The sequence below is a fragment of the Corynebacterium tuberculostearicum genome (assembly GCF_046097255.1).
Classification (GTDB): Bacteria; Actinomycetota; Actinomycetes; order Mycobacteriales; family Mycobacteriaceae; genus Corynebacterium; species Corynebacterium tuberculostearicum_J.
Genome location: NZ_CP175770.1, coordinates 831,974 through 846,944, shown reverse-complemented (window position 1 = coordinate 846,944; position 14,971 = coordinate 831,974). Strand labels below are relative to the sequence as shown.

Below are 14,971 nucleotides of genomic sequence, written 5' to 3'. Positions count from 1 at the left end.
AAAGAAGGACACATGATTCAGAAGCACAGCATGAGCGCACGCGGCCTCGCCGTGGGCTACGGCGACCGGACGGTCATCGAAGGCTTGGACGTGGACTTTCCTCGCGGGCAGATCACCACAATCATCGGCCCCAATGGCTGCGGCAAATCCACGTTGTTGCGAGCCATGTCTCGTCTCCTTCCGGCGAATGAGGGCGAAGTGCTGTTAGACGGCGCCGATATCTCATCCATCAGGCGCAAGGACCTCGCACGGACCATCAGCGTGCTGCCACAAACCCCTACCGCCCCGGAGGGACTCAACGTGGCTGATCTCGTCTCGCGCGGTCGGCACCCACACCAATCGTGGATCCGTCAGTGGTCGTCCACGGACGAAGCCGAGGTGCACAAGGCGCTGGAAATGACTGGCTCGATGGGGCTGGCGGAGCGCACCCTGGATTCTCTGTCCGGAGGGCAGCGGCAGCGTGTGTGGATCTCCATGGTTCTTGCGCAGAACACGGACATCCTGTTCCTGGACGAGCCCACCACCTACCTGGATCTGGCCACGTCGGTAGAGATTTTGGAGCTGGTGCAGCGTCTACGCCGAGAGCTGGATCGGACTGTGGTGATGGTGCTGCACGATCTCAACTTGGCTGTACGCTACAGCGATAATCTCGTGGTGATGAAGGATGGACAGGTCCTCGCCACCGGGCGTCCCAGCGAGGTCATTACCCCAGAGCTACTGCTCGAGGCGTTTGCCCTCAACGCGCTAGTCATCGAGGATCCTGTCACCGGCGGTCCGCTGATCGTCCCCAAGTGACGATCAGGGCTTAGTCCTCCATCAGCTCCTGGGCGGGAGTCTTCTTGGACTTCCGCCAGTTGATCATCGCGGAAATCACCACCGGAGTCACAGACACCAGCACGATGACGATGGCGATCATGTCGATGCGATCCGCAATGCCCGGGATATCCCCCAGCAGCACGCCAATGCCGACCATGCTGACAATCCACAGCACTGCACCCGTGACGTTCCATCCCACGAACTTCTTGTACGGCATCTCCGCGGTACCAGCGGCCACGGGAATGTAGGTACGCACGATCGGGATGAAGCGCCCCAGTACCAGAGCCAACGGCCCGTACTTCAGGAAGAAAGCCTCGGCTTGTTCGAGGTGCTCGGTTATGAGGATCTTGGCGTCGGGCTTAAACAACTTGCGGCCAAAGCGGTGGCCGAGCCAGAAACCTACCTGGTCGCCCAAGAACGCCGCGACGATGGCCACGCCCACCAGAATCGGAACGTTCAAGCCCAGCTGATCGCGCAAGATTGCCGCGGTGACCAGCATGGAATCGCCGGGGAGGAACGGGAAGAGCACGCCGGATTCAATAAAGATAATCAGCGCAATGCCGCCGAGCGCCCAGCCGCCAAAGTTCTGGAGCAGGGTGGTGGCGTCCATGAGGTCGCTTAAGTGCACAGGGAATCCCTTCTAGAAAACAACTGGTCTATTCTTACCCCGGTTTCTGACCGGAATACAGGCAGCTCGCCCCTAGCGTGCATCCGTTATCCCCATGAGTGCCCGTCCCCTAGCCAGCAACAGCAAAACCGCCCCAGCACGTTCTGAACTGGCCCCCGAAAGTTGGACTGGTTTAATTCTAGGCGGTTAGGGCTTCAAGGGTCTGATTTCGATATTGCATCGGGGTTAGACCCTTGAGTCGTTGTTGGATGCGTTCGGTGTTGTACCACCGGATGTACTCGTCGATTGCCTGGTTGAACTCTGCGACGGTGTCGAAGGCTTCTCCGTGGTACATCTCGGTTTTCAGGTGGCCGAAGAAGTTCTCCATGACCGCGTTGTCGTAGCAGTTGCCTTTGCGTGACATCGATTGGACTCCCTGGTGCTGGCTAATCAGGGTGCGCCATGATGAGTGCTGGTATTGGAATCCTTGATCGGTGTGGATCATCCAGCCCGGCTCTGGAGCACACGCTTTGATCGCCTGCGCCAACGAAGCCGAGGTAAACGCTGTAGACGGCGATGTGGCCACTGTGTGGGCGACGATTGAGCGGTCGAACAGGTCCATCACCGGTGAGAGATACACCTTGCGGCCAGCGACTTTGAACTCGGTGACGTCGCTGACGAAGACAGTGTTGAGCCTATCGGGGGTGAAGTTGCGCTCGAGTGTGTTCTCAGCGATGTAGCTGATTGTGCCAGTGTAGGAGATGTAGGGCCTGCGCTGGCGGATCTTGGCTTTCAAGCCCATGGCGCGCATGAGCTTGTAGACAAGTTTGTGGTTGACCACCCAGCCCTGGTTACGCAGGTCGAGCAGTACCCGCCGGTAGCCGTAGCGGTGTTTGTTGCGCTGAAAACTGTCCCGGATCGCTTGTTTGAGCTCGGCATGTTTATCCGGTGCGGTGAGTCGTTTTTGGTGGTAGAAGAATGTCGAGCGTGCCATGCCGGCCGCATCCAGGAGGTAGTCCAAGCGGTGGTGTGACTTGAGGATGACGATTGCCTGGGCTTTCAGGCGTGTCCCTGGTTCCTCAAGTCTCGCAATTTTTTTAAGTAGGCGTTTTCCGCTTCCAGCCGCTCAACCTGGCGGCGAAGCTTTTCCTCTTCCGTGAGGCGTTTCGGCGCAGCCGATCCTTTGGGCCTGCCCTTCGGCTTCGGGCGCAGAGCCTCGTCGCCGCCTCTGCGCCACTTAGCCACCCAGTCCTTGACGAGGTGGTCGGATGAAAGATTGAACTCTCGGGCAAGATCCATCATCGACTCACCCGCAAGATGACGTTCTACAACTTCCTTCTTCGCCTCGAAGGAGTAGTGCTGCTTGTTTGGTTTCTCCACGAGACATAGTCTGCCACGCAGTTGGAAACGGCGATAAAGTCTACGCGTTGCGTCTCTCGAGACACCGACAACACGAGCAGCGGCTCGGCAACCCATTCCCTGCTCGAAAAGCTCCACTAACTGCTCACGCTGAACTTCACTCAGCGAACTACGTGCTCTCAAAGAAAATGCTCCCCACTAGTTGTTGGCAACTGATTTCTCAGTCCAACTAATGGGGAGCAGTTCATTCATGCGGGGCGGTTCGGCAGTTGATTCAGACTACTTCGTGGCGTCTGCCAACGGCTGCTCGATCTTGTCCAGCAGGTAGTTCAGGCTCAGCACGGTCTGCCATCCGAAGGCCTTTTCCAGGTCGCCTTCCAGGTAGACACTGTGTCCGTCCTTCACGGCGGGCAGCTTGCCCACGATCGGATCCTCGGTCACAGAAGCCTTGCTCTGCTTCGGAGAGTAAGACAGTTGATCCCACACCAGCACGTCAGAGTTGATCTGGTCTGCGTTTTCCTTGGAGACCTCACCGTAGAACTTGTCCTTGGTGATGCCCGCGTAGGCCGGGTTGATCTTGAATCCCAGCTCGGTGAAGAAGCGGCTACGCGGATCGCCCTCGGCAAAGACAGCCAGGCTCTCGTCGGAGACAGTGGCCACGCCGAGTTCCTTTTCGGCCCATTCTGGGTGGCGGCCCTTGAGCTCTGCGAACTTCTCCTTGACCTGCTCCACCTGGCGCTTTGCCTCTTCAGGCTTGCCCACGGCCTGCCCGATCTCTTCCGTGGTCACGTCCCATGGTTGCTGTAGTTCTTCGTATTCGCCCTTTTGTACGACGACAGGGGCGATCTCAGACAGCTTCTTGTACGTGTCTTCATCGATGTCCGAGTACACGGCCACGATGAGGTCTGGATTGTCCTTGGCGATGGCTTCCGCGTTGACTTCTGTGTCCTTGTCGATCCGAGGAGTGTCGCCCTCGATCTTGTCATTGGACCAGTTGCCCGCAGCCTGACCATCCGGGGTCATTCCGTCCCAGTACTTCACGGAGACAGGAGTAACTCCCAGCGCCAGCAGTGCGTCCTGATCCGTGTAGCCCAAGGAGACCACGCGCTGCGGGGCTTCCTTGATTTCGGTGGAGCCGTAGCGGTGCTCGATGGTGGTGGGGAATGCGCCCTGCTCGGCGTTGACTGCCTGGGAGTCCCCGGAATTTCCGGACTGGTCATCAGTCGAGCAAGCGGTCAGTGCCGCGCCCAAGGTCAGCACAGCAGCGGTGCTAACGAGAATCTTCTTGAGTGTCATTTTTCTCCGTTGTTACTGGTGACGGATTTCCGCGCGAGGCGTGGCCCGTACACAAAAGGGAAAGGTCAAACCTTTGGTTGGATATATCCAGCCCTATGTCCAAAGAATTCGGTGGCGGTCAGTTCCGAGTTGTCGTCGAGACGAACACGATCCAGAACAATCGCCGGCGCCGGCACGTTGGCACGGGGCGATCCACAGACCACCGCGATTCCTCCCTCGTGAGGGATGGTGACTCGGCCGGGGGTTCCGCCGAAGCGGCCCTGCGAGACGTGCGCGGAAAGCACGCGGACGCGCTGGCCTCGGAATTCAAAGTAAGCATTGGGGTACGGGTCGGACTGCGCCCTGACCAGCAAGGCGATATCTTCCGCAGGTTGGGTGAAATCTATGCGAGATTCCTGCTCGCCGCGCTTGTGGAAGTACGTAGCGCGGGTGGGATCTTGAGGTTGCGCAGTGGCGGTGCCTTGGGCGACGTCACTCAATGCGCGTTCCACGAGGGGCTCGATGAGGTCGATGGTCTTGGCCACGAGATCCGTGGTGGTGTCCTGCGGACCCACGGGGATCGCGCGCTGGGCAACGATGGGTCCGCCGTCCAGCACTTCATCCATCTCGTGCACAGTGACGCCCACGTGAGTTTCCCGGTTCAACAGCGCCCACAGGATGGGCGAAAATCCGGCGTACTCGGGCAGGAGACCATCGTGGACATTCAATGCGCCGTGCTTGGCCAGGCTGAAAACCTCGGGAGGAAGCCAGGTTCGCCAATTGTTGGCCACGATGATGTCTGGTGCAGCATCGCGCAACGCCTCAATGACGTCTTGACCCACGCGCTCAGTGACACACACCTGGAGCTCATGTTCGCTGGCGAGCTCCTCAACGGAGTCTGCCCACATTTGCTCATAAGGGTGATCGCTGGCAGGGTGCGTAACTACCAAAACTACTTCATGACCAGCATTGATGACCGCAGACAACGTCCGGTGTCCCCACGACTGATAGCCGAAAACAGCAACTCGCATGCAGGGGATGTTAGCTTAGGTTTACCTATGTAGTCAATGATGAAAGTGGCGCAATTTTCATGCCAGACTCCCCGGACGTGACCACCCTTCACCGAATCTCGGTGCCCGCGGATGCGGAAGCCCTCGTTTTCCCGGACCCCTACCGCTCGAACGTCGAGCTCACCGAATCGATGTCCACCGTCGATGTGCGCATCCCGGCGCCCTCAGCAGTGACCTATAGCTTTCAATCCGGCGAGCTGAAATATCCCGATCCACATAACGCACACGGCGCAGGCCCACAGGCGAGCCTATTGAGCGGCGATTCTGTGGACCAGACACTCTGGCCGCCTCGCTCCCCAGAAGTCATCGCGGACTTGCCCGGCGCACGCCCGTCCATCGACCGGAAGGTATTCGGCAGGCGCTGCACCGCGCGCCTCGATGACCGCGGTGCGGATACCACCGTGGTGTTTTTGGATGGCGATGACTGGATCCATCTGCATGACCTCACGGGCGCACTGGACCGGGCAGTCACGGCAGGGCTTATCCCCCAGATCAACCGCGTCTTCCTGCCGGCAGCCAAAGACCGCAGCGAGGAGTACACCTCCCAAACATTCGCCAGCGCACTGGCCACCGAGCTTCCGCCGATCATCAACAGCAGCCACATAGTCCTGGTGGGGCAAAGCTTCGGCGGTCTCTCCGCCCTGCGCGCAGCTCTTACGGCTTCCACCGAAACCACGCCTGCAATCAAAGGAGCCATCGCCCAGTCCCCTGCCGTCTGGTGGTCCGCTGACCGTTCTGCAGAGCTCGCGGACACGCTCTCGGACGGGCCCGCAGGAGGCGACATTGCCGCACAGCTCACTGGCCCCTCACTCGAAAATCCTGCGGCTCACAGTGGCTCCGGTCTGGCACGCATCGTACTGACGTGCGGTGCAGAAGAGCCGCCCATGCAACGACACGTGGATGCAGTGGCCGATGCCCTGACACGCCGCGGCTTTCCCACCACCAATCACCGCACGCCCGGTGGCCACGACCCTGCGATGTGGCGCCACGGGATCATCCCGGCACTCGCCGAATTGCTGGGCTGAATCTACGAGCGCGCCTCCACAAACTCCGCCACGCGCTCGACTGTCCGCAGACCGTAGAATTCGCGCACGCCAACCTCCACTCCCAGCTCTCCACGCAGCAGTGCGCAGAGCTTGATGACCGCCATGGAGTGCCCACCCATGTCAAAGTAATCAGCATCCACCGGCACGTCCTCGGGCTCAATATCTAGCGATTCGGCAAACAGCTCCGCCGTGATCTCCTCGGTTTCGTTCGCCGGTTCGCGGCCCTTCTCCGTGATCCTTTCTCCCTCACCCAGTGCAGCAAGGTCGGTCTTTCCATTCGACGTCACCGGCAACTCATCCACGATCGACCATCGATCCGGGATCATGTAGCTGGGCAGTTCCTCGCGCAATGCATTACGCACGCCAGTCAGGAAACTCTGCCGCTCCCCCTGGTCCGCATCGCGCAGTTGTGGGGCCACGAGGTGACAGGCCAGGAGTGTGGCGTCGGATATACGAACAGGAACGGTCACGCAGTGGAGGATGCGGGGATCAACGCCGCGGGACACGGCGGCCGAGACGTCGCCGGGATCCACGCGGTGACCACGAATTTTCACCTGATCGTCGCTGCGTCCGAGGTACTCGAACATGCCATCCGCACGCACGCGGACGATGTCTCCCGTGCGATACATCCGCTCACCCGGGGCGCCCCACGGGCAGGCGACCATGGAGCTGGCGGTGCGCGCCGCGAGCCCATGATACTCCTGCGCTAAGCCGCTGCCCGCGAGGTAGAGCTCACCCGGCGCTCCTGTAGGAACGGGGCGCAACCACGGGTCCAAAACGAACGCCGCCGTGCGATCCACCGGCATTCCGATCACGGGCGTGGCGCTCTCATCCGTGCCAGCACCCAGGGCGTTGATGGTGTACTCGGTGGGTCCATAGAGGTTGTATCCGCGCACGTCATCGGCCTTTCGCAAGGTCTCCCACACGCCGTGCGAGACAGCCTCGCCGCCCAAGAGCACCAGCCGCGGGCGATGCGCGCCGGATTCCAGCATCCCCTCCGCGAGCAGCTGCTCGGCAACGGTCGGGGTGACGTTGATGACATCCACCTGATGCGCGCGAATGGCCTCAACCATGGCCGCAGCATCGCGTCGCAAATCCTCGGAGAAGATCCGCACCTCGTGGCCTTCCACCAGCCAAAACAGCTCTTCCCACGACATATCGAAGGCGAAGCTGATGGCATGCGCGATCCGCAACGTCCGCCCATCGGCAGCAGCTGGGGCGAAGATCTTGCGCCGGTGATTGTCCAGCATGTTGTGCAGCCCGCGATGCTTGATCACCACGCCCTTGGGCTTGCCGGTCGATCCGGAGGTGTACATCAGGTAGGCATCGTCCCCGGGCACCGCCGCAGGCGTGTGGGTGGTGGCGTGGGAATCGGCAGTGGTGACGTCGACGCAAGGAAGCGCACCGATCCGCTCCATGCGCTCCCGAGAACTCGAGTCCACCAGCGCGGCTGCGGGCTGGCTGTCCTCCACGAGGACCCGGAGCCGCCCATCGGGGTGCGTCAGATCAAGCGGCGCGTAGCGCACCCCTGCCCACAGGGCTCCCAGCAGAGCCACCACCGAATGCGCGGAGCGCTCCACCGCAATGGCGACAGTATCGCCGCTGGTCACGCCGCAATTCTTGATCTTTTCCGCAATGTCGGAACAGCGAGCAATCAGCTCACCGAACGTCCACTGCTGTGCGTCATCCGCTAGCGCGATGCGATCTGGGAAGCGCTGGGCGGTGTCCTTGAGCTCATCCGCAATGGTGCGGTCAATGCCTTCGGCCTTCTGCCAGGAAGCCATCTGCTCCGTCGTGCTTTGCGGGGAAGAATCCTCCGCTCGGGCTGGCGCCAACTGGGCCAGCTGAGCGAGCGGGACCTCTGGTGTGTCCACAAACGCGGTCAGGACTTCGGTCGCGGCCTTGAGCACGGAATGTGCGAGGGACTCGTCCACCACGTCGTGGCGGAATTCCAGCTTGATGCCCAGCTTCGGCCCCGGAGTGAATACCCAGGTCAGAGGGAAGTGCGTGGAATCTTCCGCGCGCTCCTCCACAACCCCGTGGCGTTCCCGAAGTTCCGCTGCTGCCTGCGGATCGAGGAAGTTCTGCACCACCACCATGGAATCGAACAGCGTGCCTACCCCCAGCTGCCGCTGGATGGCGCCGAGGTCCGCGGAATCGTGGTCCATATCCTCGATGCGCTGGCGATAAACATCCTGGACCAGTTCTTCTATGCTCTGGCCGGGCCGAGCTGTCACTCGCACTGGCACTGTGTTGAGCAGCACTCCCACCACATCAGACATGGCGGGGTCGCTCAAGGCATCGCGGCCACTGACAGACTGACCAAACACCACATCCGAATCCCCTGTGACAGCACCCAAGGCCACGGCCACGGCTGCGTTGACCACGGAGGTCAACGTCACGGCCTGCGCCCGGATCTTTTCCTGCAGTGCGCCGGTCAGCTGCTCGCTGACCTCGGCAAACACCTGGCGAGGCAACTCGCTACCAGCGTGCTCTGAAGAGATATCCGCGGCCTGCGGGGCAACGAGCGTGGGCTGAGACAACGTCTCTAGGCGATATACCCAATAGTCGCTATCTGCCTGCTCTTTGCGAGTGTCAACGGACTCGAGCAGGGCGTCAGCAATAGAACAACCGCGAGGAACCAACTCTCCCGCACCCTGCGTGCGGGCCTGGCCGGACCTCAACGTCAGCCTCTCGAGGAAGGTTTGCAGCATCACTGCACGCGACCAACCATCGACCAGAACCAGGTGGTAGGTAAGAAGCAGCGTGTCGCCAGGCTGTCCGTCACTTCGGCCGGTGACGATGGTTGCCTTCGCCAGCGGCACGGATGCGAGATCGATGCCCGCGCTGCGATCAGCGTGCATGATCGCCTCGAGATCCCCTTCGGTGGTCTCGACGGGGAGGTCAATGCCCTGTCCACTCCACGGCAAGTTCTGCACGGGTTGGCCGGAAGCATCGGTGTGGAACTCCGCGCCCATGGCTGGATGCACGGTCACTGTGTCCCGGAAGGCTTCCACCACGGCCTCGGCATCCAGTCTCCGGTCAAACGTCAACGCAGTCTGTGCAACGTAGGCACCCGGTGCTGCCACCTGTGACTGGAACCAGATTCCGCGCTGCAGCACGCTCAGCGGAGCGCGGCGTCCTGAGGATTGCTCGCGGCTGACGTGCTCCTGCAACTCGCGAGCAACCTCGCCGATGGCGCTGCGCAAACGCTCGGCGGAAATCACCGCATTCACCACGGACAGCTCCATGCTTACGGCCCGCTCGCTAGACCACACATCGGCCTCCACCAGGTAATCCGTCCACTGGCAGGCGGCATCGCCCGGCGCGTGGAGGACAGCGCCAGTCTCTCCCCGTCCGAGGTAGTTGACCAGGATCTGTGCCCCATGGGCCAGGGTTCGCTGCCCTTGCGGGTGTGTGTATCGCAGTGCCTGATAAGTGCGGCGGTCCGGGGCTGTGCCGTCCTCGTGGAGCGCGCGCATTTCCGCTGCGGCACGTGCTGCATCCGCTGGATCAGCCAACGGGATTTCCACCGGCGCGATGGTGGTAAACCATCCGAGGGTTCGACCATAGGAATGATCAGCCGGACGTCCGTGGCCTTCTACGTCCACGGCCCAGCTCCGCGCGTCCGTGCCCATTGTTCGAGCCACCGCGACGGTCACCAGTCCTGCCACGAGGTCCTGAACGTCCACACCCATCACGTCGGGTGCAACGCTCTGCAGGACCTGCGCGGGGTGCTGTTGCAAAGTTGGGGCAGTAGAAAGACCGGCGTGAAATAATCAGAGCCATGGGCATCTTCTCCGGTCGGCATTTCCCCCGTGACATCATCCTGTGGGCGGTGCGGTGGTACTGCCGCTACGGCGTGAGCTACCGCGACCTCGAAGAAATGATGACCGAGCGGGGTGTGCCAGTCGATCACACCACGATCTACCGCTGGGTGCAGAAATACGCCCCTGAGCTGGATAAGCACACTCGCTGGTACCGGCAGGTACCCGACTGGCAGGCCCAGTCCTGGCGGGTGGATGAGACCTATATCCGGGTCGGCGGCACGTGGTGCTATCTCTACCGGGCTATTACCGCCGGTGGGCAGACCTTAGACTTCTACCTCTCACCAAAACGGAATGTGGCTGCGGCCAAGCGTTTCCTGGCCAAGACGCTGCGATCGAATACGACAGCCGGGTCCCCGCGGGTCATCAACACCGACAAGGCACCAGCTCTGGCCAAGGCAATATCCGAGCTGAAGGCGGAGGGAATCTGCCCTCAGACGGTGGAGCACCGGCAGGTGAAATACCTGAACAACGTTCTCGAGGGAGATCATGGCCGACTTAAAAGAATCCTGGGACCGAAGGGGGCGTTCAAAAACCGAATTTCCGCCTACCGGACGTTGAAAGGGATGGAAGCGATGCATTCATTACGGAAAGGTCAGGGCACGATGTTTGCTTATGGGCACCCCAATCCGGACGCGGTGATCGTCAACCGGGTCTTCGAGACGGCCTGAGAACGCCGGCACGCAGCGGCCATCAGGAAATGAGAAACTGGGTCGTCTCGGCTCTCCGCCCAACTTTGCAACAGCACCCTGTAGATCTATATCCAGGGGTGATCAACCAACAAAACCGTGCAATACGGGTTACGGTTTAGGCTCCCGCCTCGCCTTGCGGCTCGTTGGGCTGCCGCCCAAATCAATAGATTTGGTTGCCACCAAAGACTCCACTACTTAAGGCACACACGCATTCTCACCGCCACCACGGGGAAAGAAAAACAATTAAAAATAAACCTCTCCTCAATTTCGACAACCTGACGCATCCGCCCACTCCCCTCTACGCCCACCGAGGACGTGTCCGGGACACTCCGTAGTGTGGTGGGCATGAACTTTTTCAACCGACTCCACGAGACTCTCACCCACCTAGAAAACGCTCTAGACAACGCTGCCCACCTGCAGGCGGGCAGGCCTGTCTTTGCCGTCATTGACACAGAGACCACGGGGTTTAACAAGCGATACGACCGCATCATTGAACTCGCCGTCGCCCGCTTTGATGAATCCTTCCGGCTTGTCGACCAGTGGCACACGTTGATTAATCCTGACGGCAAGCAGATTAAAAACTCCCACATCCACGGCATCACCAACGCTGATGTCGCCCACGCGCCCACCTTCCCAGAGGTCTACACCGAGTTCGCCGCACGTGTAGATGGGATGGTGCTCATGGCACACAATGCCCCCTTCGATTCGAAGATGATTCTTGCTGAAGCCGAGCGCATCACCCCAGACGGGGAAGACGTGTACTTCCCCTTCGTAGATACCATCGCCCTGGCTAAGCAGATGGTGTCCCTGCGCTCCTACAAACTCTCTGCTTTGCTTGACCATGTTGGGTTGCATAACCCGCAGTCCCACGCGGCTATCGCCGACGCTACCGCCACCGGACAGATGCTCAACAAACTTTTCGGGAAAGAAGCAACCAAGATTGGACGCCAAATCCTCGACCAGGCCGTCACCTTCAACGCCGGCTACACCACTAACTGGGGACTACCTTGCAAGCCCACCGTCACACGCCGCTAACGCGCACCAGTCCGCCGGCCGATAAAAGTCGCCCAGTACGCGTGTCTATCATGCGCGTGCTGGGCGACTTTCGCTTTCAGTGTTTAGGATGCTGCGAGCTTTTGGGCGCGCTGGTAAGACACTCCGAGGACTGTTCCCATATCTCGCACGGTCATTCCAGCGTTTCTCATTGCAACAGCGAGGTCATGAGTGCTTGCCTGTGCCGCAGCGGCCAGTCGTGCCGCTTCTTCGCGTTCTTTTTCGGCGCGAGCTTTCATTTCCGCAAGGCCCGGTGGGAGAACAACATCAACAATAATGTTGAGTTCGTCTGGGTCTAGGCCTGCCTGAAAGGCCAGTGCTTCGCGCATCTCGTCGGCAGCATTAGCTAGCCGCTTAGTTTGGGACACTGCCCCCAGTTCGGCGCATTCGAGCACCCATACTCCGCTGGTTCCGCGTTCTGCGGTTACTGTGTATGTCGTGGTCATTACCTCCACCAGCCTTTCCCTAGTTCTTGGGCGTATTGGTCGAAAAACTTCTTGACTGTCACATCGTCAATCTCACGGTGCCTACCTAAGGTTCGGGTTGTGCTGCCTACCCGATAAGCGTCATGGCGCGATAGGGCGATTTCCTCAAATTCAAGACCGCGCCGCTTGGCTTCCGCTTTCAATTTCTTGATGACGGCGTTTCGCTTCATAACGGTAGTCTACCGACAGGAGACTAAACAAGTCAACCATGGGTAGACAGTTTTCTTGCTCATGTTCCAAAGAAAATTAGGCGTGGGCCGGAAAGGCCAAGCCCTAGCGGGCAAAAGGCCACATTGGCGCAGAAATAGACGCTTGTGCCAAACAGACAATCACGCAAGCGATTGACGAATTAAGCAGATAAGCAAGTGACAACGGCGAGCCCATTAAGCCGCGGTGCGGATGCAACAAAGATAAGGACCCAGATAAGCACGCTTATCCGGGGCCCTCGACGGCGTTCATCTCGTCTTCGCCAGCGCTACGTTTAGTCGGTCGATCCTTCGCGGGCGAGAAGCTCATCGCGACGCACGCGCATCAATCACAACGAGAAAATTCTTCCTGCGTCACAATCTTGCTTGAAGTTTCATCGACAGTGCTTTCTGAGGAACCTGTAATAATCTCTCCGGGCTTGAGCTCGCGTATTTCCGATAGTTTCGCATCTACTGGATACGGCTGAACATCCTCATGCGAAGTGGAAGCATTCGCAATCAACAGCTCATCAGCTTTTTCTGGTGCTTCAACTGGTGACTCTGCTTGCCAGTTCGAATCCGGATTTGAGATATCAACGTTGAAGTACCCAGACACGGGAACTTTAGCGTTAAAGCTTGCGTATTTATGATTCTCGCCGTTTACGTTCGGACCAGTCAAATCTACGCCGTCTAACTCAACTCCGCATGATTCCACCTCTACAATTACGCCACCGGATTCATTAAGTGAGAATCCAACTTGTCCGGAAATGTCTGTATAAACGGCATTTCCACAGGTGAAGTGTCCCAGGTTTTGTTCCGTCTGAGTAGATGGGAAAATCTGGAATATGCCAAGAAAATTTGACCAGGATGCAAAGGACCGTGTGGTCCGTCTTGTAGAGGACCGTATCTTGGCGGAAAATATGTCGATGCAAGCCGCGTGCAAGGCAGTAGCTCCAAAGTTGGGGGTTTCATGGCACACGGCTCGTCAGTGGACCCAGCAGGCCCGTCGTGCGGGAAGCATCCCAGAACCTGTGCCTGAAGACTTGGCCGCGGAAAACGCGAGGCTACGCCGTGAAAATCAAGAGCTACGCGACACCAATGAGCTACTGAAGGCTGCCTCGGCTTTTTTCGCGTCGGAACTCGACCCAAAACGTCGGAAATGATCCGGTTCATCGATGAGTATCGGGATCGTTTCTCCATCGAGTTCATTTGCGAGACGTTAAACACCCACCGTGTTGGCGGTTTCATCACGTCCCGTGGATACCGCCAATCAAAAGCCCGTGGTATGAGTGCCCGCAGTCTTCGTGACGCTGCTCTAGTCGCGCACATCGCCGAGGTCCATGAAGAAAATTTTAGCGTCTACGGCATCCGTAAGATGTGGCATACTCTGCGCCGTGAAGGAATCGACATTGGCCGTGAGCAGACCGCACGCCTGATGCGTCTTGCTGGAGTCAGAGGCAAAGGTAAAGGTAAGTCTCCTATTACTACCCGCAAGCCGAAGGGACCAGATCTGCGTCCTGATTTAGTTAATCGCAAGTTCAACGCCCCGGCACCGGCCCGATTGTGGGTGGCCGATATTACTTATGTGCGCACTAGAAAAGGATTCGTGTACACCGCTTTTGTTACCGACGTGTTCTCCCGAAGGATCGTCGGGTGGGCACTATCTGATTCAATGCGTACCGAGGCGCTGCCGCTGCAGGCGCTTAATCAGGCGATTGTCAGCGCGAAGGAAACAACGGGGCTGATTCATCATTCAGATCATGGCTCACAGTACGTCAGCATTGTCTACAACGAACGGCTGGCTGAGTATGGAATTGCTGCCTCTACCGGGACAGTAGGAGATTCCTATGACAATGCTTTGGCCGAAAACGTCAACGGTTCCTACAAAAATGAGCTGATTCATCGGCGGTCGTGGGACAGCGTGGTTGACGTGGAGATCGCGACGTTTGAATGGGTTAATTGGTGGAACGAGGTACGGCTTCACCAAAGTCTCGGCTATCGCACGCCAGCTGAGGTTGAGTCAGAGTTTTGGGAAACCAACCCGGCCCAAGAAATAATGGAAATCAAGGCAAATGCCTAGGAACAAAACCCGGGACACTTCATACCGCTGGAATACTCGACTGGCGGGGGCGTTACACTCTCAGCTGTCTTACTTTGAGGTTCTAACACGCAACGCTATGAACAACGCACTTCAAGACTGGAACGATAAGGAAAAAGGCTCCAGAGACTGGTCCCTTGAACACCAATCAGCACAGCTTTTATACGACATGTTCAAAGGGCCAATTGGACAGGCTAGAAAATGGGCTCGGAAAGAATCTCAGCGTCGCCGCAATGGACACGCGCGCAAGAACGCTCCGCTCAGCCATGATGATGTAATAGCTCAACTCACATTAGGTAATTGGTCGAATCTTCTCGGAGAAGCGTTGCCAGACCATCGTCCAAACGCAAAAATACTGTGGAAAGAGTGCTTACACCACGCCTTTCCCCGCGTTGACCTTAAGGACCAATCGAGGGAAAACATTGGGAAGAAAGTCGAAAGACTGACACGTTTACGCA

The 14,971-nt window shown here is 58.8% G+C and carries 12 protein-coding genes and 1 pseudogene; 5 read left to right on the top strand and 8 right to left on the bottom strand.

The genetic code is table 11. The annotated features are described in order from the left end of the window. Window positions 1–12 precede the first annotated feature (12 nt). Window positions 13–795 (top strand): ABC transporter ATP-binding protein, encoded by a 783-nt coding sequence (locus ACKFRY_RS04040; RefSeq protein ID WP_408919565.1) that lies wholly within the window; start codon window positions 13–15, stop codon window positions 793–795. A 10-nt stretch (window positions 796–805) separates the two neighbouring features. Here ACKFRY_RS04040 and ACKFRY_RS04035 read toward each other — a convergent pair whose 3' ends face one another. The 4 genes and pseudogenes from ACKFRY_RS04035 to ACKFRY_RS04020 form a co-directional block, all read right to left on the bottom strand. Next, on the bottom strand, window positions 806–1,444 hold the full coding sequence (locus ACKFRY_RS04035; RefSeq protein ID WP_005325329.1) for a DedA family protein: 639 nt from the start codon (window positions 1,442–1,444) through the stop codon (window positions 806–808). 178 nt (window positions 1,445–1,622) lie between these two features. Beyond that, a pseudogene (locus ACKFRY_RS04030) lies at window positions 1,623–2,883 on the bottom strand (IS3 family transposase). A 178-nt stretch (window positions 2,884–3,061) separates the two neighbouring features. Continuing rightward, entirely contained in the window at window positions 3,062–4,078 is a 1,017-nt protein-coding gene (locus ACKFRY_RS04025) for an iron-siderophore ABC transporter substrate-binding protein (protein ID WP_005291893.1), read from the bottom strand. 65 nt (window positions 4,079–4,143) lie between these two features. Further along, window positions 4,144–5,088 (bottom strand): methionyl-tRNA formyltransferase, encoded by a 945-nt coding sequence (locus ACKFRY_RS04020; RefSeq protein ID WP_005325328.1) that lies wholly within the window; start codon window positions 5,086–5,088, stop codon window positions 4,144–4,146. Between the two features lie 77 nt (window positions 5,089–5,165). Here ACKFRY_RS04020 and ACKFRY_RS04015 point away from each other — a divergent pair, with 77 nt between their 5' ends. Continuing rightward, window positions 5,166–6,152: an alpha/beta hydrolase gene (locus ACKFRY_RS04015; protein ID WP_408923254.1), complete on the top strand. Its 987-nt coding sequence runs from the start codon at window positions 5,166–5,168 to the stop codon at window positions 6,150–6,152. Window positions 6,153–6,154: 2 nt separating this feature from the next. Here ACKFRY_RS04015 and ACKFRY_RS04010 read toward each other — a convergent pair whose 3' ends face one another. Further along, window positions 6,155–9,919 (bottom strand): amino acid adenylation domain-containing protein, encoded by a 3,765-nt coding sequence (locus tag ACKFRY_RS04010; protein ID WP_408923253.1) that lies wholly within the window; start codon window positions 9,917–9,919, stop codon window positions 6,155–6,157. A gap of 41 nt (window positions 9,920–9,960) precedes the next feature. Between ACKFRY_RS04010 and ACKFRY_RS04005 the strand changes: the two genes are divergently transcribed. Next, the gene (locus ACKFRY_RS04005) at window positions 9,961–10,671 is read left to right on the top strand and encodes an IS6 family transposase (protein WP_005325321.1); all 711 of its coding nucleotides are present in this window, start codon (window positions 9,961–9,963) and stop codon (window positions 10,669–10,671) included. A 366-nt stretch (window positions 10,672–11,037) separates the two neighbouring features. Next, window positions 11,038–11,727, top strand: coding sequence for a PolC-type DNA polymerase III (locus ACKFRY_RS04000; protein WP_005325320.1), 690 nt, complete (start codon window positions 11,038–11,040; stop codon window positions 11,725–11,727). An 83-nt stretch (window positions 11,728–11,810) separates the two neighbouring features. Here the strand turns inward: ACKFRY_RS04000 and ACKFRY_RS03995 are convergent, their stop codons facing one another. The 3 genes from ACKFRY_RS03995 to ACKFRY_RS03985 form a co-directional block, all read right to left on the bottom strand. Further along, complete coding sequence (locus tag ACKFRY_RS03995; RefSeq protein ID WP_005325318.1) at window positions 11,811–12,191, bottom strand: hypothetical protein; 381 nt, start codon at window positions 12,189–12,191, stop codon at window positions 11,811–11,813. Then, a complete protein-coding gene (locus ACKFRY_RS03990; protein WP_005325312.1) occupies window positions 12,191–12,400 on the bottom strand; it encodes a hypothetical protein in 210 nt (69 codons plus the stop codon). Before ACKFRY_RS03990 ends, ACKFRY_RS03995 begins: the two co-directional genes overlap by 1 nt. Window positions 12,401–12,761: 361 nt before the next feature. Then, window positions 12,762–13,394, bottom strand: a complete 633-nt coding sequence (locus tag ACKFRY_RS03985) for a hypothetical protein (protein ID WP_408922276.1) — start codon at window positions 13,392–13,394, stop codon at window positions 12,762–12,764. Between ACKFRY_RS03985 and ACKFRY_RS03980 the strand changes: the two genes are divergently transcribed. Continuing rightward, a protein-coding gene (locus ACKFRY_RS03980) for an IS3 family transposase (RefSeq protein WP_408922244.1) occupies window positions 13,297–14,495 on the top strand; the annotation gives its coding sequence in 2 pieces (ribosomal slippage) (window positions 13,297–13,549 and window positions 13,549–14,495; 1,200 coding nt in all). The genes ACKFRY_RS03985 and ACKFRY_RS03980 overlap by 98 nt on opposite strands. Window positions 14,496–14,971 lie beyond the last annotated feature (476 nt).